Consider the following 17959-nt stretch of genomic DNA (forward strand, 5'->3'; position numbering starts at 1 on the left):
GTGGCGCAAAGCGGTTCTCGGCCCCTTGTGGGGGGCGGATCAGGACAGCGACAGCCAGAGGCGGGCGAGCGCCAGCTCTGCCGTCTCGGTGCCGCCGTTTTCCACTCCGGCAGACCACAGCGCGGCCCCGGCCGCATAAGCGGCGGGCGTGAGTCCGCCGTTTTCGCATTGGCTGACCGCGCGGAGGCGGCAGCCAGTTCGGGTGGCCGTTTGCAACGCGTCAATAATGGCGGGGTCCTGCATCATCGTGCCCGCGCCGTAGACCCGCAGCACAGCGCCGTCGAGTTCGGCCAAAGCGGCGCGCAACGCGGCGGCGGGCAGGCCGGGGGAGAGTGACAGAATCGCCAGTTTGCGATCGGCAAAGCGGCGGGCGGTTGCCGGACCGGCGGTCTGCGGTTTGCTGCGAAAGGCGTCGGCGGCATGGCTGTCTTGCTTGACCAGACCGGCGGCGGGCAACAGCTGGCCGGCAAAGGCCAGCCAGACGCCGGGCGGCGCGGTCTGCGCGGCGGTGAGGGCCAGCGCCAGATTGCCCTCGGCATCGCCGCCGGTGTTCAGCGGGGCCATGGACCCACACAGAACCACGGGGCAGCGCGGATCGGGCAGGGCCGCCGACAGCGCGGCCCCGGTATAGGCCATGGTATCGGTGCCGTGGACGATGATCACCGCGTCGCCCTGCCACGCCTCGATGCGGTCGAGCATGTGGTTCCAGTCGGCGGGGCGGATATTGGCGCTGTCGATCAGGGGGCTGAACTGCTCGACCGTTGTGATGACCCCGGCGGGCGTCAGGGCGGCAAGCGCGGTTTCCAGCACGCCCGCGCCGGGCCGCAGGCCACCCGGGCCGGGGACCATGCCGATGGTGCCGCCGGTGTAAAGGATCAGAAGTCTGGCCATGGTGTTGCCCCCGTGCATGTCACCAGCGCGACATATCAGATACAGGGCTGTGGCGGAATGCGGCTGCGGGCCGGGCGGGCGTGTGGAAAAACTTCCCCATGCTTGCCGCTTTCCGCTATATTCAGCCTCAAACCACCAAGAAGAACCGGGCAGAGTTACCATGATCGAACAAGACCTGCGTGACCGCATCATCGCGGAACCCGAGACGATTCTCGAAGACCGCGATCTGATGGCCGCGCTGATCGGGGCCAATGAGCGGGCGATGGGCAGCAATATCGTCGATCTGCGCGGCATCGCGATGGAGCGGCTGGAAAACCGGCTGGACCGTCTGGAAGACACCCATCGCACGGTGATTGCGGCGGCCTATGAAAATCTGGCCGGGACCAATCAGGTGCATCGCGCGATTTTGCAGATGCTGGACCCGCTGAGCTTTGAGGACTTCCTGAAAAACCTCTCGACCGATGTGGCCGCCACCTTGCGGGTGGATTGCATCCGGCTGGTGCTGGAATCGGTGCAGGATGCCGAAGACCCGGCGCTGCGCAAACTGGGCGAAGTGCTATTTGTGGCCGAGCCGGGCTTTGTCGGTGAATACCTGTCGGGCGGGCGCAATGTGCCGCTGCGGCCGGTCACCCTGCGCCAGACGATCCCGACATCCGACATGATCTATGGCGACAGCGCGGGCTGGATCCGCTCGGAAGCGCTGTTGAAGCTGGATTTCGGCAAGGGCCGTCTGCCGGGGATGCTGGTGCTGGGGGCCGAAGACCCGCATCAGTTCAAACCGACCCATGGGACCGATCTGCTGGCATTTTTCGCGGGCGTTTTCGAACGGACCATGCGCCGCTGGCTGTCATGAGGCCGGGGGCATGACCGCGATTTCGTCTCAGGTCCGGGACGCGTTGGCCACCTGGGCGCAGCAGCTTTCGGCACTCAAGGGGGCGTCGCAGAACACGGTGACGGCCTATCTGCGCGATGTGACCGGGTACTTGCATTTTCTGGCGATCCATCGCGGCGGGACCGAGGGGCTGGCGGGGCTTGCCAGTCTGCCGCAGGGCGATCTGCGGGCCTGGATGGCGCATGAACGCGACCGGGGCCTGTCGGCGCGGTCGCTGGCGCGGGCGCTGAGTTCGGTCAAGAGTTTCACCGCCTGGGTCGCCGACCGGGCCGGGGCGGATGCGACCACGGTGCTGTCGGCCCGTGCGCCACGCTTCAAGCGCAAACTGCCGCGTCCGCTGACTGTGCAGGGCGCGCAGGACATGATCGACACGGTGGCCGATCAGGGCCGCGAAGACTGGGTCGGCGCGCGCGACCGCGCGGTGGTGACGCTGCTCTATGGCTGCGGTTTGCGGATTTCCGAAGCGCTTGGCCTGACCGGGGCGGCGCATCCGCTGCCCGAGGTGCTGCGGATCACCGGCAAGGGCAACAAGACCCGGCTGGTGCCGGTGCTGCCGGTGGCGCGGGCGGCGGTGGCCGACTATGTGCGGCTGTGCCCCTATGATCTGGCCGCCGATGCGCCGCTGTTTCGCGGGGTCCGGGGGGGCGCGCTGAATGCGCGGCTGATCTCGGCGGTGATGGAACAGGCCCGGATGCAGTTGGGGCTGCCCGCGACGGCAACGCCGCATGCCATGCGGCACAGCTTTGCCACACACCTGTTGTCGGCGGGCGGCGATCTGCGCGCGATTCAGGAATTGCTGGGCCATGCCTCGCTGTCCACCACGCAGATTTACACGGCGGTGGATGCCGCGCGGCTGATGGACGTGTATGAAAAGGCGCATCCGCGCGCCTGAACTTTGTGCGAGCAGCGCCTGAGCGGTTGCGCCCGGCGGCAGTTTGCGCCATCAAAACCGGATGGATCTTCGATACAAAGCCCTCTCCGTCCACCTTTTGACCGCCAGCGGCGCGGTTTTGTCGATGTTTGCCATGTTGGCAGCGGTCGAGGAAAAGTGGAGCCTGATGTTCCTGTGGCTGGTGTTCGCCCTGCTTGTCGATGGCATCGACGGGCCTTTGGCGCGGCGCTATGAGGTCGACAAGAACTGGCCGAACTATGACGGCGTGCTGCTGGACCTGATCATCGACTTTCTGACCTATGTGTTCATTCCGGCCTATGCGCTGTTCAAATCCGGGCTGCTGCCGGGCTGGACCGGGTGGATTGCGATCATTGTGATCGTCTATGGCTCGGTGATCTATTTCGCCGATACCCGGATGAAAACAAAGGATAAGTCGTTTTCCGGCTTTCCGGCCTGCTGGAATATGGTGGTGCTGGTGTTGTTTGCTGTTGCCCCCGGTACGGCGCTTATTCTGGCAATCGTGATTGCGTTGACAGTGGCGATGTTCTGCAACCTGAAGTTCATTCACCCGACCCGCACCAAGCGCTGGCGCACCATTTCTTTGCCGGTGTCGATGCTGTGGGTGGTGTTTGCCGGATGGGCCGCGTTCGTGGACTTTCACCCGGCGTCATGGGCGCATTGGGGGCTGATCCTGACCTCGCTTTACCTGACCTTTGCCGGGATCGTGCAGCAGATCATCCCGGAGCGGCTGGGGCAGCGCTAGAGCCGGGTCAGCAGCACGCCCGCCACGATGACCCCGGCGGCAAGCGCCTTTTCGCCGCTCATCTTCTCGCCAAAGGCGATCCAGCCGATCAGCACCGCAAACAGGATCGAGGTTTCGCGCAACGCCGCGACCACGGCGATGGGGGCAATGGTCATCGCCCAGATCGACACCGCATAGGCCCCGTAGCTGGCGACAGAGGCGACGGACCCAAGACCCCAGGCCCGGCGGTCGCGCGGCAAGACCGAGGTGCCGCGCAGGGCGAGCATGCCGAGGGTAAAGATCAGGCCATCGGCGACAAAGACCCAGGCCACATAGGCGGCCGGTGCGCCCGAGATGCGGGCACCCATGCCGTCGATCATCGTATAGGTGGCGGTGGCGGCGGCAGAGCCGAGGGCAAAGGGCAGCAGGCGGCGGTCCTCGCCACTGGAAAACACCCCCCGCGCCATCATCAGGATGCCAAGGCCGAGGACGGCAATGGCGATATACTGCCGCGCGCTGACCGCATCGGGCAGCATCATCGCGCCCGCAAGGGCCACCACCATCGGCGCGGCCCCGCGCGCGATCGGGTAGACGCGGGACAGATCGCCGCGCTCATAGGCGTAGGTGAGGAAGAACTTGTAGGCGAAATGGGTGCAGCCTGCGGCAATGACCCATGGAATTGCGGCGGCGTCGATGGGCGGTGACACCGCGACGACGGCAAGGCCGATGGGAATCTCGATGACCGACAGAATGACCATGGTGCCGACCTTGGACGTGCCAAGCTTGATCAGCGCGTTCCACAATGCGTGCAAAAAGGCGGCCCCGAGGACGGCCAGAAAGACAGCCAAGCTCACATCCAGCCCCCTGTTGTCAGAATCTGGTTAGGACGCGGGTCGCAAAGGTGCAAGCCTGCGCTCTGTATCGGTGACAATCCTTTGCTGGTCGGGCGCGCGTGGGGGGTGTAGGGAATTGCCATGTTCGAGCGCATGTCCCTTGACGATGCCCACCGTCTGCCGCGTTGGCGCAGACCCGAGACGCTGCTGTATGTGATGGCGGCGGCGATGCCGCTGGCCTTTGCCACATGGTCGGCGGTGCTGAACAATTTCGTCATCGAAATGGCAGGATTTACCGGGGTCGAGATCGGCTGGCTGCATACGGTACGCGAGATTCCGGGGCTGCTGGCGGTGGGGGTGATTGCGCTGTTGCTGGTCTTTCGCGAACAGATGCTGGCGTTGTCCAGCCTGCTGCTTCTGGGGCTGGCCACGATCGTTACGGCGTGGTTCCCCAGCTTTGGCGGTTTGCTGATCGTGACGCTGCTGTCGTCGATCGGGTTTCACTATTTCGAGACGGTGAACCAGTCGTTGCAGCTGCAATGGGTGGAAAAATCCCGCGCACCGCAGGTGCTGGGGCGGATCGTGGCGGTGGGGTCGGGGGCATCCTTGCTGGCCTACGGGCTGCTGATGCTGCTGTGGGACAGGTATGAGCTGACCTATGACACGGTGTATATGGTGTCGGGCGGGGCGACGATTGCGCTGACGCTGTTTGCAGCCCTTGCCTATCCGCAGTTTGTGAACCCGATCAAGCAGCGCAACAGCATCGTGCTGCGCCGCCGGTACTGGCTGTTTTATGCGCTTCAGTTCATGGCCGGATCGCGGCGGCAGATCTTTGTGGTGTTTGCCGGATTCATGATGGTGGAACGCTTTGGCATGCGGGTGTCAGAGATGACGGCGCTCTTGCTGATCAACTATGTGCTGCAGATGGTCGCCGCCCCTGCCATGGGCCGGGCCCTTGGCCGGTTTGGCGAGCGGTCGGTGATGGCGTTTGAATACACCGGCCTGACGCTGGTGTTCCTGTTCTACGGCGGGATCTACTGGTTCGGCTGGGGGCTGGTGATCGCGGGGGCTCTGTATATCGCGGACCAGATGTTCTTTGCCCTGTCGTTTGCGTTGCGCACCTATTTCCAGAAAATTGCCGATCCGGCAGACATTGCCCCGACAGCGGCGGTGTCTTTCACCATCAACCATATCGCGGCAGTATTCTTGCCAGCCGGGATGGGCTATCTTTGGGCAACCTCGCCGGATTACGTGTTCCTGCTGGGGGCCGGGATGGCGCTGGTAGCACTTGGGCTGGTGCTGCTGATCCCGCGCCATCCGGAGCCGGGGTATGAGACGATTTTTGGCCGGGGCCTGCCGCAACCGGCCCAAGAACCGGCTGAGTGAGTGGTGATTGGCGCGTTTGATCCTATATATCCCTTCTGACTTCAGGAGAGTTTCAAGATGTTCTTCATGAACCGCACCAAATCGCAGATGGTTGACCCGAAAGACGCGCTGCCGGGCCGGGCCGAGCCGCTGGCCACCGCCGAGACGCATTTCATATCCGGCCTGCCGCTGAAATCGCCGGTGCCCGAGGGCATGGCCGAGGCGATGTTCGGCATGGGCTGTTTCTGGGGGGTGGAGCGCAAGTTCTGGCAGACCCCCGGGGTCTGGCTGACCATGGTGGGCTATGCCGCAGGCTACACGCCGAACCCGACCTACAAGGAAACCTGCACCCAACTGACCGGCCATAACGAGGTGGTGCGGGTGATCTATGACCCGTCGGTGGTCAGCTATGACCAGCTGCTGAAGCTGTTCTGGGAAGGCCACGACCCGACGCAAGGCATGCGGCAGGGCAATGACATGGGCTCGACCTATCGCTCGGGGATCTACACCTATACCGAGGCTCAGGCCACAGCGGCCGAGGCCAGCAAAGCCGTGTATCAGGCGGCGCTGAACGCGGCGGGCAAAGGCGCGATCACCACCGAGATCCTGCCCGCGCCGGAGTTCTACTTTGCCGAGGACTACCATCAGCAGTATCTGGAAAAGAACCCCAACGGCTATTGCGGCATCGGTGGGACAGGTGTGACCTGCCCGATCGGCACCGGCGTCACGGCCTGATTTTGCCGGCGGCCAGCCCCTTGGCCAGCCATGATGTGCTGGTGATCGGGGCCGGGCCTGCGGGGTCGGCTGCTGCGGTCACCGCTGTTCGCGCAGGCTTGCGGGTGGCGCTGATCGACAAGGCCGCGTTTCCCCGTGACAAGCTGTGCGGCGGCGGCGTGACCGCGCGGGCGCATGCCCATGCGCAGGCGGTGTTCGGCGATCTGCCGGAGGGGGTGTTCCATATCAGCCGGGCGGTGCGGTTCTCGGACGGCACCACCACACTCGCACGGCTGGACCATACGCCGCCGATCTACATGACCATGCGGGCTGCCTTTGATGCCGAGTTGCGCGCCCGGGCGATTGCTGCGGGCGCGCAGGATTTTTGCGGCCAGCGCCTGAACGAGTGTGCGCCGCAGGCCGGGCGGGTCACGCTGGCGGATGGTCAGGTGCTGACCGCCCCCATGATGATCGGTGCCGATGGCGTTCATTCCGGCGTGGCCCGCGCCCTGTTTGGCCGGGCGATTGACCCCGCCACCATCGGCTTTGCGCTGGAGGCAGAGGTGCCGGGCCCACCGGGGCCGGAGACCGAGCTGGACATGACCGCGCTGCCCTGGGGCTATGGCTGGGACTTTCCAAAGGCGCAGGGGCGTACCTTGGGCATCGGCGGGGTATCAGTGCAGGACAAGGATATGCGCCCGCGCTTTCACGCGTGGCTGCGGGCGCGGGGTGTGGACCCTGCTGCCGTCAAGATCAAGGGTCACCATCTGCCTTCGGGCGCGTCGCGGGCGGTGCCGGGGCGGGGCGCGGTGCTGCTGGCAGGTGATGCGGCGGGGCTGGTTGACCCGATCACCGGCGAGGGCATCGGCTGGGCGATCCTGTCGGGGCAGCTGGCGGCAGAGGCGGCGGCAGAGGCGTTGCAGGCGGGCGCCCCACAGACCGCGCTAACGCGCTATCAGCACCGGATGCACCCGATCCGGGCCGAGCTGGTGCGGGCGCGCCTGCTGGCAAAGCTGGTGTATCACCCGCTGCTGCAGCCGCGCCTGCTGCGGGCGCTTGCGACATCGGACCATTTCCAGCGCCGCTATCTGGCGCTGCTGGCGGGCGAGATGGATTATGCTGACCTTGGCCCGCGCCGACTGGCCGGGGTGGCGTGGCGCGTGCTGCGGGCGCGCGCCGGTTCCAGTCACCTTGACGCCAGCGGCAGCGGCAGCTAGGGCCAGTGACGCACATGCCAGAGGTTTTGCCATGCCCACTTACACAGCCCTGACCACCCTTGCCGGTGACGATGCCGCCGAGGCCTTGGCCCAAGCGCTGGAGCGGATGCAGCCCGAGCCGCTGGAAGTGGAAATCTATGATGATGCCGAGATGCCGGGCCTTGCCCGCGTGGTCGGGCTGTTTGCCAAAGAGCCGGATGCCACGTTGCTTGACGTGCTGGCCGAGGCGTTTGGCGCGACCCCGTTCAGCGTGACCGAACAGGCGCAGCGCACCTTTACCGCGCTGACCACCCTGCCGGGTGAGGCGGCGGCCAAGGCCCTGGCCGAAGCGATCGAGGCGATGGAGCCCCCGCCCTATGGTGTGGGCGCGTTCGAGATTGAGGACGAGTCGGGGCTGTGGGAGGTGGGGTCGTACTTCCTGGATCAACCCGACGCCGGAATGCTGGACGCGCTTGGCGCGGCGCATGGGGCCAAACCCTTTGCGATTTCGGAACTGCCGGAGATCGACTGGGTGGCCAAGGTGCGGCGCGAGCTTGCCCCGGTCGAGGCCGGACGGTTCTTTGTGTTCGGCAGCCATGATGCGGAGCGCGCTGCAGATCTGGGGCCGGACCGTGTGGCGTTGCAGATCGAGGCGACGGTGGCCTTTGGCACCGGCCACCATGGCACCACGCTGGGGTGTCTGCGCGCCTTTGACCGGTTGTTCAGCGATGGCTTCGCACCTGCAAAAGTGGCCGACATCGGCTGTGGCACCGCCGTTCTGGCGATGGCGGCGGCGGCGGTTCTGCCGGATGCGCTGGTGCTGGCCAGTGACATTGACGAGGTGGCGGTGGATGTGGCCCGCGCCAATGTGGCGATCAACGGGCTGGACGGCCGGATCGAATGCATGGAGGCGGCGGGTTTTGCCCATCCGCGTCTGGCCGAGGCGGCGCCCTATGATCTGGTCTTTGCCAATATCCTGAAAGGTCCGCTGATCGAGCTGGCCCCGCCGATGGCGGCGCATCTGGCACCGGGGGGCGTGTGCATCCTGTCGGGGCTGCTGGTGGTGCAGGCCGAAGCGGTCACAGCGGCCTATGTCGCGGCCGGGTTTGAGCCGGCCGCGCGCGAGGATATCGGCGAATGGTCCACGCTGGTTATGCGGCGTTTGTGAGACAAAGGCCGGCGATTGTCGCCGGAAAGCCGCCTTTATTGCCCGAAAGCTGCCACATTTTCGCCCTACCCTGACAGGGTGGGGCGTATGAGTGTGGAGACTGGTCATGTCTGACCCAAGCATCACAGAATTCAACACCCGCATTGCGCGTATTCAAAACGCCCGCGCCAAAGGCCATGGCTTTGAGGCCGAGGGCACGCTTGGACGATCTTTTTACACCCGCTCTGATCCAAGATATCGTCGCAGGTGGCGTGTGCCGGTCCTGCGTCCGCTGGTCTTTGCGCTGGTGTTCGGCACCTTGCTCAAGGCGCTGCTTCTGAACCAACTGGGTGCAGCGGCCTATGAGGCGCGCGTCGCTGGGCTGTTGGCGGGGCAGGGGATTGATCGCATTGGCGGCTGGCTGATGCAGGCTGACCCGGTCACCTTGGCTGTGGCCCGCCAGATCGCGCTGTTCGGGCGTGTCGAGGGCTGATCCGTTCCGGCACGACGGGCACACCAAAAAGGCCGCCAGAGCGATGCTCGGCGGCCTTTGTATTCGGCTGATCCTTGGGCGAAGCCATTGGCCGTCAGCCAAAGGTTCAGCGGGTCAGAGTCTCGATGTCGCCGCGGCACAGGCCGATATCGTCCAGCTCACGGTCCGACAGACGGGACAGGGCTTTACGGGTCACGCGGGCGTCGTTCCAGGCAGACACAGCGGCAAACATGCTGCTGACGCCCTGAACAGCGCGGAAAATCGAGATGGCGCCGAACGGCGCCGTGCGGGTCGTCTCATAGGCGGCCATGGCGGTTATCCTTTTTAAACTGCTTATGTGAGAGGCACTTTTGCCCTCGCTCTGCCAGATAACGATGCGGCATGCGCAAAGCAAGATAGCCACTTGGCATGGCAGCCATGCGCCAATTGCATGGGCCTTCGCCCCAATTCCGCCTTGATTTTAAGGGTCCCGGGTCGTTTGGTCGCCAATCACGCGCCGAAGGTCGCTTTTGCTGCGACTGCGTAACAGGTGTGTGACCAAAGCGCAGGGTCAGGCGGGGCCGTCACGGGCCCTGGGGAATTGGCTTGGCGAATGTTCCCCTTTCGTGCTAGCTCTTGAAAAAGCAGGACAACCGGAAAACGGGGGCGAAGGCAGGTATGCGGGTGCTGGGAATCGATCCGGGGTTGCGAAACCTTGGCTGGGGCGTGATCGACGTGGCAGGCGCGCGCATCACCCATGTCGCCAATGGCATCTGTCATTCCGACGGGCGCGAAGCGTCTTTGGCCGAGCGTCTGCGCAGCCTGCACGCCCAACTGACCGAGGTCTTGCGGGTCTGGCAGCCCGATTCTGCCGCCGTGGAGCATACGTTTGTGAACAAGGACGCGGTGGCGACGTTGAAACTGGGACAGGCGCGCGGCATTGCGCTGCTGGTTCCGGCGCAATTCGGGCTGGCGGTCGGGGAATACGCGCCCAATGCGGTCAAGAAATGCGTGGTGGGCGTCGGGCACGCGGCCAAGGTGCAGGTGGATCATATGGTGCGTCTGCAACTGCCGGGCGTGGTGATCGCGGGGGCCGACGCCGCCGATGCGCTGGCCATCGCGATCTGCCACGCGCATCATCTGCAATCATCGGGCCGGCTGGAGGCCGCATTGAAAAGGGCTGCAGGATGATCGGAAAAATCTCGGGCCGGCTGGACTGGCGGGGATCAGGCGAGGTGCTGATCGACGTGCGCGGCGTGGGCTATATCGTGCATGTGTCGGACCGCACCCTTGCCGGCCTGCCGCTGCTGGGCGAGCCGGTGTCGCTCTATACCGAACTGCTGGTGCGTGAGGATCTGCTGCAGCTGTTCGGCTTTCCGACCATGCTGGAAAAGGAATGGCACCGGCTGTTGGTCACGGTTCAGGGTGTGGGCGCCAAGGCGGCCTTGGCGATTCTGGGCGCGCTCGGGCCCGAAGGGGTCGCACGGGCGATCACGCTGGGCGATGCGCGGGCGGTGCAGGCGGCCCCCGGCGTCGGGCCGAAACTGGCGCAGCGGGTCATTCTGGAGCTGAAGGCCAAGGCTCCGGCAGTGATGGCGGCGGGCGTCAGCCTGTCGGCGCGGGCCGAGGTGGATGAGCAGGTGATTGAGGATATGGCGGCGGAGGCGGTGGCCCCGGCCCGGGCCGCCCCGAAGAAGGCGGCCCGGGCTGATGAGGGCCCGGCCCGGCGCGCAGGCTTTACCGCCGACGCGCTGTCGGCGCTGCTGAACCTGGGCTACGGGCACGGTGATGCCGCGCAGGCGGTCGCCACCGTCGCAGGCGAAGAGCCGGAGGCGGACACCGCCACGCTGATCCGCAAGGCGCTGCGCCTGCTGGCACCGAAGTAGGGGGGCGCTGCCCCCCGCCCTGCGGGCCCCCCCGGAGTATTTGGAAAAGCTGCAATTCAGGGCCTGTCGGGGGCGTGGCTCTTTTCAAGGGCGCTGGCATTTCCCATATCAGGGGCTGTGACACAGGGGTTTGTGATGGGCGGATACGTCAAGACATTCATGCTGATGGCGGCGCTGACGGCGTTGTTCATGGGATTGGGCGCGATGCTGGGCGGGGCCAGCGGGGCGGTGATTGCACTGGCCATCGCCGCAGCGATGAATGTGTTCGCGTACTGGAACTCGGACAAGGCCGTGTTGTCGATGACCGGGGCCAAGGCGGTGGATGAGACCAGCGCACCGGCTCTGGTGCGGATGGTCAACCGGCTGGCCGATGGTGCGGGCATGCCGCGGCCAAAGGTCTATGTGATCGACACCGACCAGCCCAATGCCTTTGCCACCGGGCGCAACCCCGAGAATGCGGCGGTGGCAGCGACCACGGGGCTGTTGCGGCGGCTGAGCGAGGAAGAGGTGGCGGCGGTGATGGCGCATGAGCTGGCGCATATCCGCAACCGCGACACGCTGATCATGACGGTCACCGCGACCTTTGCCGGGGCAATTTCGATGCTGGCCAATTTCGCGCTGTTCTTTGGCGGCAGCCGTGACCGGCCCGGCGGCATGATCGGCACCATCGCGCTGATGATCCTGGCCCCCTTGGCGGCGGCCCTGGTGCAGATGGCGATTTCCCGCTCGCGCGAGTATGAGGCGGACCGGGTCGGGGCCGAGATCTGCGGCAATCCGTCCTGGCTGGCGGCGGCGCTGCGCAAGATCGAGGCCTTTGCCAAGGGCATCGACAACAACGCGGCCGAGCGCAATCCGGCGATCGCGCATATGTTCATCATCAACCCGCTGCATGCCCATGCGCATGACAGGCTGTTTTCCACCCACCCCAACACCGCCAACCGGATTGCCGCGCTGGAGGCGATGCAGCCGGTGGCGCAGTCTTCGGTGTCACGGTCTTCGGTGCCGCGTGCGGGCGCGCGCGTTGCGCCGAAATCGGGGCCATGGGCCTGATGCGGGGGGCGTGATCTGACCGCTTGCAAAACCCCCGGCGTTCGGGGATTGTTCCGCCATGTTGCAGCCAGACCCCGCCCTGCGCCCCGAGCGCCTGCCCGAAGACACTGACCGCGCCTTGCGCCCGCAAGGGCTGGACGAGTTTATTGGCCAGCAGGAGGCGCGGGCCAATCTGCGCGTGTTCATCGAAGCCGCGAAGATGCGCGGCGAGGCGATGGACCACACGCTGTTTCACGGCCCGCCGGGCTTGGGCAAGACCACACTGGCGCAGATCATGGCGCGCGAGCTGGGGGTGGGGTTTCGCATGACCTCTGGCCCGGTGCTGGCCAAGCCGGGTGATCTGGCGGCGATCCTGACCAATCTGGAGCCGCGCGATGTGCTGTTCATCGACGAAATTCACCGGCTTTCCCCCGTGGTGGAGGAAGTGCTTTATCCGGCGCTGGAGGATTTCGCGCTGGATCTGGTGATCGGTGAAGGGCCTGCTGCGCGTACGGTTCGCATTGAATTACAACCGTTTACGCTGGTGGGGGCCACCACGCGGCTGGGTTTGCTTACCACGCCGCTGCGTGACCGCTTTGGCATTCCGACCCGGCTGGAGTTTTACACCGAAGCCGAGTTGTTCGAGATCGTGACGCGCGGGGCGCGTCTGTTGGGCGTGCAGGCCGAACCCGAGGGCTGTCGCGAGATTGCCCGCCGCGCCCGGGGCACGCCGCGTATTGCGGGGCGCCTGCTACGCCGGGTGGTGGATTTCGCGCTGGTGGAAGAGGGCGGGCGGATCAGCCGCGCGCTGGCCGACCGGGCGCTGACGCGGCTGGGGGTCGATCATCTGGGGCTGGACGGGGCCGACCGGCGCTATCTGGTGCTGCTGGCCGAGAATTACGGCGGCGGCCCGGTGGGGGTGGAGACGATTGCAGCGGCCCTGAGCGAGCCGCGCGATGCGATCGAAGAGGTGATCGAGCCCTATCTTTTGCAACAGGGCCTGATCCTGCGCACCCCGCGCGGGCGGATGCTGGGGACCAAGGCGTGGCGGCATCTGGGGCTGGAAGCGCCAAGGACGCCGGGGCAGGGTGATCTGTTCGAGGGGTGAGCCTGTGGCCGATGTGGAAGCGCTCCGCGCGGGAGTATTTTCAAAAGGTGCAAGACCTCAGGCGCGCGACAAGTGGCTGAGGGTGTCGGGACCAAGAGTTTCGTGACCGATCAGCCGGAAGGCGGGGGCGTCGGCGAGGCGGGTCAGTTTGAGCGGGCCAAGGGCGGCGGTGCCGTCCGCGCCGATCAGTTTGCCCGCGCTCAGGTGGATCAGGTCATCGACAAGGCCGCCTGCGATCAGGGCGGCGGCGATGGTTCCGCCGCCTTCGCTCAGGATCCGGGTGATGCCTTCGGCGGCGAGCAGGCGCAGCGCCGCTGTCATGTCCAGCCGGCCCTGTGGTGCGGGGCAGGGCAGCAGGCGCGCGCCAGTGGCGGCCCAGGCCTGTTGGGCGGCATGGGGCGCGTCGGGGGCGTGGAGGATCCAGACCGGATGCTGGCGTGCGGTGGCGCCAAGGCGGCTGTCGGGGCGGTGCGACAGGGTGCGGTCCAACAGGATGCGCAGCGGCTGATGGGTGGCCCCGAGGTCGCGCGCGGTCAGATCGGGGTCATCGGCGCGGGCGGTGCCGGAGCCGACCATCACCGCATCATGGCTCAGGCGCAGACCATGTACATAGCGGCGGGCCTGCGGGCCGGTGATCCAGCGCGACTCGCCGCTGGCGGTGGCGATGCGCCCGTCGATGGTGGTGGCGAGTTTCAGGGTGACGAAAGGCAGGCCTTTGGTCACGCGCTTGAGGAACCCTGCGTTCAGGCGAGTGGCTTGTTCTACAAGGATATTTTCGGTAACCGCGATCCCCGCTGCGCGCAGCATGGCATGCCCCTTGCCCGACACACGCGGGTCGGGATCAGTGAGGGCGGTCACCACGCGGGCAACGCGGGTGGCGATCAGCGCTTCGGAACAGGGCGGGGTGTGGCCGTGATGGGCGCAGGGCTCCAGCGTAACATAGGCGGTTGCCCCCTGCGCATCGCCCGCCATGTCCAGCGCGCGGCGTTCGGCATGCGGTCGGCCGCCCGGCTGGGTCCAGCCCCGGCCCAGTATGCGCCCCTCGCGCACGATCACGCAGCCCACCGCCGGGTTGGGCCAGGTGCGGCCAAGCCCCCGCGCGGCAAGCGCGAGGGCGTGGGCCATATGGGTGTCGTCTGTCGGGTTCACTCTTCGGTTTTTTCTCCGGGCCGGAGTTCGCTGACGAATTTGTCGAAGTCGTCGGCGGCCTGGAAGTTCTTGTAAACGCTGGCAAAGCGGACATAAGCCACGGTGTCGATCCGGGCGAGGCTTTCCATCACGATGTCACCGATGGTGCGCGACGGGATATCGGTGTCGCCGATGGATTCCAGCCTGCGGACGATGCCGGAGATCATCTGGTCGATGCGCTCGGGGTCAATCGGGCGCTTTTGCATGGAAATGCGGATCGCGCGTTCGAGCTTGCCGCGATCAAAATCTTCGCGTTTGCCGGAGGATTTGATCACCACGAGGTCGCGCAACTGCACGCGTTCATAGGTGGTAAAGCGCCCGCCACAGGCCGGGCAGAACCGCCGCCGCCGGATGGCGACGTGATCCTCGGCCGGGCGCGAGTCTTTGACCTGGGTGTCGATATTGCCGCAGAATGGGCAGCGCATTGGCTCCCTCCTCGCTTGTTCGTTGATATGCCTGCCTCTGGTCCCGGTGTTGCCCCGGGTATGTATCCACGAACTATAGGGGGAAGTCGGCGATCTGGGCTAGGGTGAAGTTGCAGGCACATGATCTGGGGGGGCATGTGTGGCGTCGGAGACTCAGGAGGGACGGGTTTGCGGCTGGGATGCGTATGGCGGACGTATGGCTTTGCGCATGACACGTGCGTCGGGCGGCACAAGCGCCCGCACGCCGCGCACAGCGTCAAGGGATGGTTCAGGAAAACAAGGCATCACCCAACTGGTCGATGGCCTGCTTTGCCTTGGCGATGCTGGCCCCGGTCGCGTCATCAAGGCTGGGACGGGTGTCGGCACGGATCAGCTGGTGGGTTTTGACCTCGTCGCCAAAGGTCTTTTCGATACGGGCTGCGATGCGAAACACGCTGCCCTCTTTGATCGGCTCGGGGAAAATACGGAAGTCGTTGTGCAGAACGGGTTCAGCAGCGGCGGGTGCGGTGGTGGATTTGCCGAACAGGCGGGAGAGGAATGAGGTCATGGGGGCTCCGGTGTTTCAGGGACCATAATGATAGCGGTACCGGAAAATTTCCAGCACGTCTTTCGGATGGTGTAGGGCGGGGTTCACTCCGCCATTGGTCTCATGAGGCGCGCGGCGGGGTGAACCCCGCCTTACGGATGGGTTTGACAGGCCGGGGCGGGGAACGTCCGCGCGGGTGACGGGCGGAGCGGCAGGATGGGTGGGTTCAACGAAGACTGAAAATCATGTTAGTCGAGGTTCAAAGACCTGACGGACCGCCAATCATATGCTCTGACGCGGCTTTGCTCTGCGGGAATGTCATCTCGCGTTAGTCCAGTGCTGGCGTAGAACCCATCGGCGAAAGAACCCTCTGACGGCATTGGCGCACCGCTATCAAGGCTGTCCTTTGACACGACCAGTACTGAAACATTTGGATGTCCGTGTTCGGCACAGAGTGCAGCGGCTTCGTTGAGATAGCTGCTGAGACCTTGGCCGTTGACTTTCGACATGCCAAGTCTGCGCGCCAGTTCGGAATAGGTAAGGGCCAGCTCACCAGCCAAAGACGCCTTTGCGACAATCTTAATTGTCGCAAAGGCGCGTTCTTTTGTGAGCGCAGAGACTTTGCGGTGCATCGTCACTGATCCAGGAACGACCGCAGCTTCCGGCTCCGGCTCGGGTGCTTCAGCTTCCTAAGCGCTTTCGCCTCGATCTGCCGGATCCGTTCGCGCGTCACGCTGAACTGCTGGCCTACCTCTTCCAGCGTGTGGTCGGTGTTCATGCCGATGCCAAAGCGCATGCGCAGGACGCGTTCTTCGCGCGGGGTGAGCGAGGCCAGAACGCGGGTCGTGGTTTCCTTCAGGTTTTCCTGAATGGCGCTGTCCAGCGGCAGGATCGCGTTCTTGTCTTCGATGAAGTCGCCAAGCTGGCTGTCTTCCTCGTCGCCGATCGGGGTTTCCAGCGAAATCGGTTCCTTGGCGATCTTCATCACCTTGCGGACCTTTTCCAGCGGCATCTGCAGCTTTTCGGCCAGTTCTTCCGGCGTCGGCTCGCGGCCGATTTCGTGCAGCATCTGGCGGCCGGTGCGGACCAGTTTGTTGATCGTCTCGATCATGTGGACCGGAATCCGGATCGTGCGGGCCTGATCCGCGATGGACCGGGTGATCGCCTGACGGATCCACCAGGTGGCGTAGGTCGAGAATTTATAGCCGCGACGGTATTCGAATTTATCGACGGCCTTCATCAGACCAATGTTGCCTTCCTGAATAAGATCAAGGAACTGCAAGCCGCGGTTGGTGTATTTCTTGGCGATGGAGATCACGAGGCGCAGGTTTGCCTCGACCATTTCCTTCTTGGCTTGACGCGCCTCTTTCTCGCCCTTTTGCACCTGATTGACGATGCGGCGGAATTCGGAAATGTCGACGCCGATATACTGGCCGACCACGGCCATCTCGGCGCGCAGTTCTTCGACCTTGTCGCGCGAGCGTTCCATCAGCGCCTGCCAGCCGCGACCGCCCTTGGCGGCCATGCGGTCGCACCATGACGGGTCCAGCTCATAGCCCTGATATTCGTCGATGAATTCGCGGCGGTTGATGCGGGCGGCATCGGCGAGTTTGACCATGCCCGAGTTGATGGTCATGATCTTGCGGTTGATGCCATAAAGCTGGTCGATCAGTGCTTCGATCCGGTTGTTGTGCAGGTGAAGTTCGTTCACCAGCACCACGATTTCCGAGCGCAGTTTCTGATAGGCGGCTTCATCGGTGGCGGAGAAGCGGGCTTTTTCGGACAGGGTGGCGGTCATCCGCGCTTCCTGCATATCGGCCAGCTTGACATAATCGCGCGCGATGACGGCGAGGGTTTCCAGAACCTTTGGCTTCAGCGCCGCTTCCATCGCGGCCAGCGACATGTTCGACGCTTCGTCATCATCATCGTCATCATCGCTGCGCATCAGCGGGTTGCCGTCGGCATCCAGCTCGGGCTCTGACGATTCCGTCCGGCGCGGGGTGGCGGCGGCGGACACGTCCACGCCTTCCAGACCGGGGGCACCGATGGGGCCGTCCATGTCTTCTTCGCCATCGAGGCTGCGGCCAAAGGTGGCCTCGAGGTCGATCACGTCGCGCAACAGGATGTCTTCGTTCAGCAGTTCGTCACGCCAGATCGTGATGGCCTGAAAGGTCAGCGGGCTTTCGCACAGGCCCAGGATCATCGTGTTGCGACCGGCCTCGATCCGCTTGGCGATGGCGATCTCGCCCTCACGCGACAGCAGTTCCACGCTGCCCATCTCGCGCAGGTACATCCGTACCGGGTCATCGGTGCGGTCGAGCGTTTCGGTGGTAGAGCCTGCAACCGCCACTTCGCGCGAGGTAGAGGTGGTTTCGACCAGATCGCCGCCGATCACCGGATCGGCGTCTTCAACCTCGTCATCCTCGATCACGTTGATGCCCATTTCGGACAGCATCGACATGACATCTTCGATCTGTTCCGACGACACCTGTTCCGGCGGCATGACCTGATTGAGCTGCTCGTAAGTGATGTAGCCACGCTCGCGGGCGTCGGCGATCATCTTCTTGACGGCGGTCTGGCTCATGTCGAGAGAGACATCGGCCTCGTCTGCTTCGGGTTTGCCGTCGTCGGTGTCTTTCAGGGCCATGGGTGC

20 protein-coding genes are annotated in these 17959 nt (G+C 64.9%); 12 read left to right on the plus strand and 8 right to left on the minus strand.

What is annotated here, in order from left to right; genetic code table 11:
* Positions 1 to 39 precede the first annotated feature (39 nt).
* On the minus strand, positions 40 to 891 hold the full coding sequence (locus tag J2X53_RS02200) for an asparaginase domain-containing protein (protein ID WP_349035839.1): 852 nt from the start codon (positions 889 to 891) through the stop codon (positions 40 to 42).
* Between the two features lie 160 nt (positions 892 to 1051).
* Between J2X53_RS02200 and J2X53_RS02205 the strand changes: the two genes are divergently transcribed.
* The 3 genes from J2X53_RS02205 to J2X53_RS02215 all read left to right on the plus strand — a co-directional run bounded on the left by J2X53_RS02205 (position 1052) and on the right by J2X53_RS02215 (position 3438).
* Positions 1052 to 1744 (plus strand): DUF484 family protein, encoded by a 693-nt coding sequence (locus J2X53_RS02205; protein ID WP_349035840.1) that lies wholly within the window; start codon positions 1052 to 1054, stop codon positions 1742 to 1744.
* A gap of 10 nt (positions 1745 to 1754) precedes the next feature.
* Positions 1755 to 2675: a tyrosine recombinase XerC gene (locus J2X53_RS02210; protein WP_349035841.1), complete on the plus strand. Its 921-nt coding sequence runs from the start codon at positions 1755 to 1757 to the stop codon at positions 2673 to 2675.
* A gap of 61 nt (positions 2676 to 2736) precedes the next feature.
* A complete protein-coding gene (locus tag J2X53_RS02215) occupies positions 2737 to 3438 on the plus strand; it encodes a CDP-alcohol phosphatidyltransferase family protein (protein ID WP_349035842.1) in 702 nt (233 codons plus the stop codon).
* On the opposite strand, the gene J2X53_RS02220 is transcribed toward J2X53_RS02215, so the two are convergent.
* Complete coding sequence (locus J2X53_RS02220) at positions 3435 to 4271, minus strand: DMT family transporter (protein ID WP_349035843.1); 837 nt, start codon at positions 4269 to 4271, stop codon at positions 3435 to 3437. The genes J2X53_RS02215 and J2X53_RS02220 overlap by 4 nt on opposite strands.
* Positions 4272 to 4391: 120 nt before the next feature.
* On the opposite strand from J2X53_RS02220, the gene J2X53_RS02225 reads away from it, so the two are divergent.
* The 5 genes from J2X53_RS02225 (at position 4392) to J2X53_RS02245 (ending at position 9165) form a co-directional block, all read left to right on the plus strand.
* Positions 4392 to 5636, plus strand: coding sequence for an MFS transporter (locus tag J2X53_RS02225; RefSeq protein WP_349035844.1), 1245 nt, complete (start codon positions 4392 to 4394; stop codon positions 5634 to 5636).
* A 57-nt stretch (positions 5637 to 5693) separates the two neighbouring features.
* Positions 5694 to 6350, plus strand: coding sequence for a peptide-methionine (S)-S-oxide reductase MsrA (gene msrA / locus J2X53_RS02230; protein WP_349035845.1), 657 nt, complete (start codon positions 5694 to 5696; stop codon positions 6348 to 6350).
* A gap of 20 nt (positions 6351 to 6370) precedes the next feature.
* On the plus strand, positions 6371 to 7546 hold the full coding sequence (locus J2X53_RS02235) for a geranylgeranyl reductase family protein (RefSeq protein ID WP_349035846.1): 1176 nt from the start codon (positions 6371 to 6373) through the stop codon (positions 7544 to 7546).
* Positions 7547 to 7796: 250 nt separating this feature from the next.
* Positions 7797 to 8693: a 50S ribosomal protein L11 methyltransferase gene (locus J2X53_RS02240; protein ID WP_349036282.1), complete on the plus strand. Its 897-nt coding sequence runs from the start codon at positions 7797 to 7799 to the stop codon at positions 8691 to 8693.
* Positions 8694 to 8799: 106 nt separating this feature from the next.
* A complete protein-coding gene (locus J2X53_RS02245; protein WP_349035847.1) occupies positions 8800 to 9165 on the plus strand; it encodes a hypothetical protein in 366 nt (121 codons plus the stop codon).
* Positions 9166 to 9271: 106 nt separating this feature from the next.
* Here the strand turns inward: J2X53_RS02245 and J2X53_RS02250 are convergent, their stop codons facing one another.
* The gene (locus tag J2X53_RS02250; RefSeq protein ID WP_349035848.1) at positions 9272 to 9475 is read right to left on the minus strand and encodes a DUF1127 domain-containing protein; all 204 of its coding nucleotides are present in this window, start codon (positions 9473 to 9475) and stop codon (positions 9272 to 9274) included.
* A gap of 347 nt (positions 9476 to 9822) precedes the next feature.
* Between J2X53_RS02250 and ruvC the strand changes: the two genes are divergently transcribed.
* From ruvC to ruvB, 4 genes are all read left to right on the plus strand, one after another.
* Complete coding sequence (gene ruvC / locus J2X53_RS02255; RefSeq protein ID WP_349035849.1) at positions 9823 to 10335, plus strand: crossover junction endodeoxyribonuclease RuvC; 513 nt, start codon at positions 9823 to 9825, stop codon at positions 10333 to 10335.
* Positions 10332 to 11030 carry a Holliday junction branch migration protein RuvA gene (gene ruvA / locus J2X53_RS02260; RefSeq protein ID WP_349035850.1) on the plus strand — a complete coding sequence of 233 codons (699 nt, stop codon included), beginning with the start codon at positions 10332 to 10334 and terminating at the stop codon, positions 11028 to 11030. Before ruvC ends, ruvA begins: the two co-directional genes overlap by 4 nt.
* 135 nt (positions 11031 to 11165) lie before the next feature.
* Complete coding sequence (gene htpX, locus J2X53_RS02265) at positions 11166 to 12080, plus strand: zinc metalloprotease HtpX (protein ID WP_349035851.1); 915 nt, start codon at positions 11166 to 11168, stop codon at positions 12078 to 12080.
* Between the two features lie 58 nt (positions 12081 to 12138).
* Positions 12139 to 13167, plus strand: coding sequence for a Holliday junction branch migration DNA helicase RuvB (gene ruvB / locus J2X53_RS02270; RefSeq protein WP_349035852.1), 1029 nt, complete (start codon positions 12139 to 12141; stop codon positions 13165 to 13167).
* A gap of 57 nt (positions 13168 to 13224) precedes the next feature.
* Here the strand turns inward: ruvB and ribD are convergent, their stop codons facing one another.
* The 5 genes from ribD to rpoD all read right to left on the minus strand — a co-directional run bounded on the left by ribD (position 13225) and on the right by rpoD (position 17953).
* Entirely contained in the window at positions 13225 to 14292 is a 1068-nt protein-coding gene (gene ribD / locus J2X53_RS02275; protein ID WP_349036283.1) for a bifunctional diaminohydroxyphosphoribosylaminopyrimidine deaminase/5-amino-6-(5-phosphoribosylamino)uracil reductase RibD, read from the minus strand.
* A 20-nt stretch (positions 14293 to 14312) separates the two neighbouring features.
* Complete coding sequence (nrdR, locus tag J2X53_RS02280; protein ID WP_118150506.1) at positions 14313 to 14780, minus strand: transcriptional regulator NrdR; 468 nt, start codon at positions 14778 to 14780, stop codon at positions 14313 to 14315.
* A gap of 268 nt (positions 14781 to 15048) precedes the next feature.
* Positions 15049 to 15327, minus strand: a complete 279-nt coding sequence (locus J2X53_RS02285) for an HlyU family transcriptional regulator (RefSeq protein WP_349035853.1) — start codon at positions 15325 to 15327, stop codon at positions 15049 to 15051.
* Between the two features lie 227 nt (positions 15328 to 15554).
* On the minus strand, positions 15555 to 15938 hold the full coding sequence (locus J2X53_RS02290; RefSeq protein ID WP_349035854.1) for a hypothetical protein: 384 nt from the start codon (positions 15936 to 15938) through the stop codon (positions 15555 to 15557).
* Between the two features lie 2 nt (positions 15939 to 15940).
* On the minus strand, positions 15941 to 17953 hold the full coding sequence (rpoD, locus tag J2X53_RS02295; protein WP_349035855.1) for an RNA polymerase sigma factor RpoD: 2013 nt from the start codon (positions 17951 to 17953) through the stop codon (positions 15941 to 15943).
* Positions 17954 to 17959 lie beyond the last annotated feature (6 nt).

Origin of the sequence: Pseudotabrizicola sp. 4114 (assembly GCF_031457365.1) — a bacterium.
Taxonomy (GTDB): domain Bacteria; phylum Pseudomonadota; class Alphaproteobacteria; order Rhodobacterales; family Rhodobacteraceae; genus Pseudotabrizicola.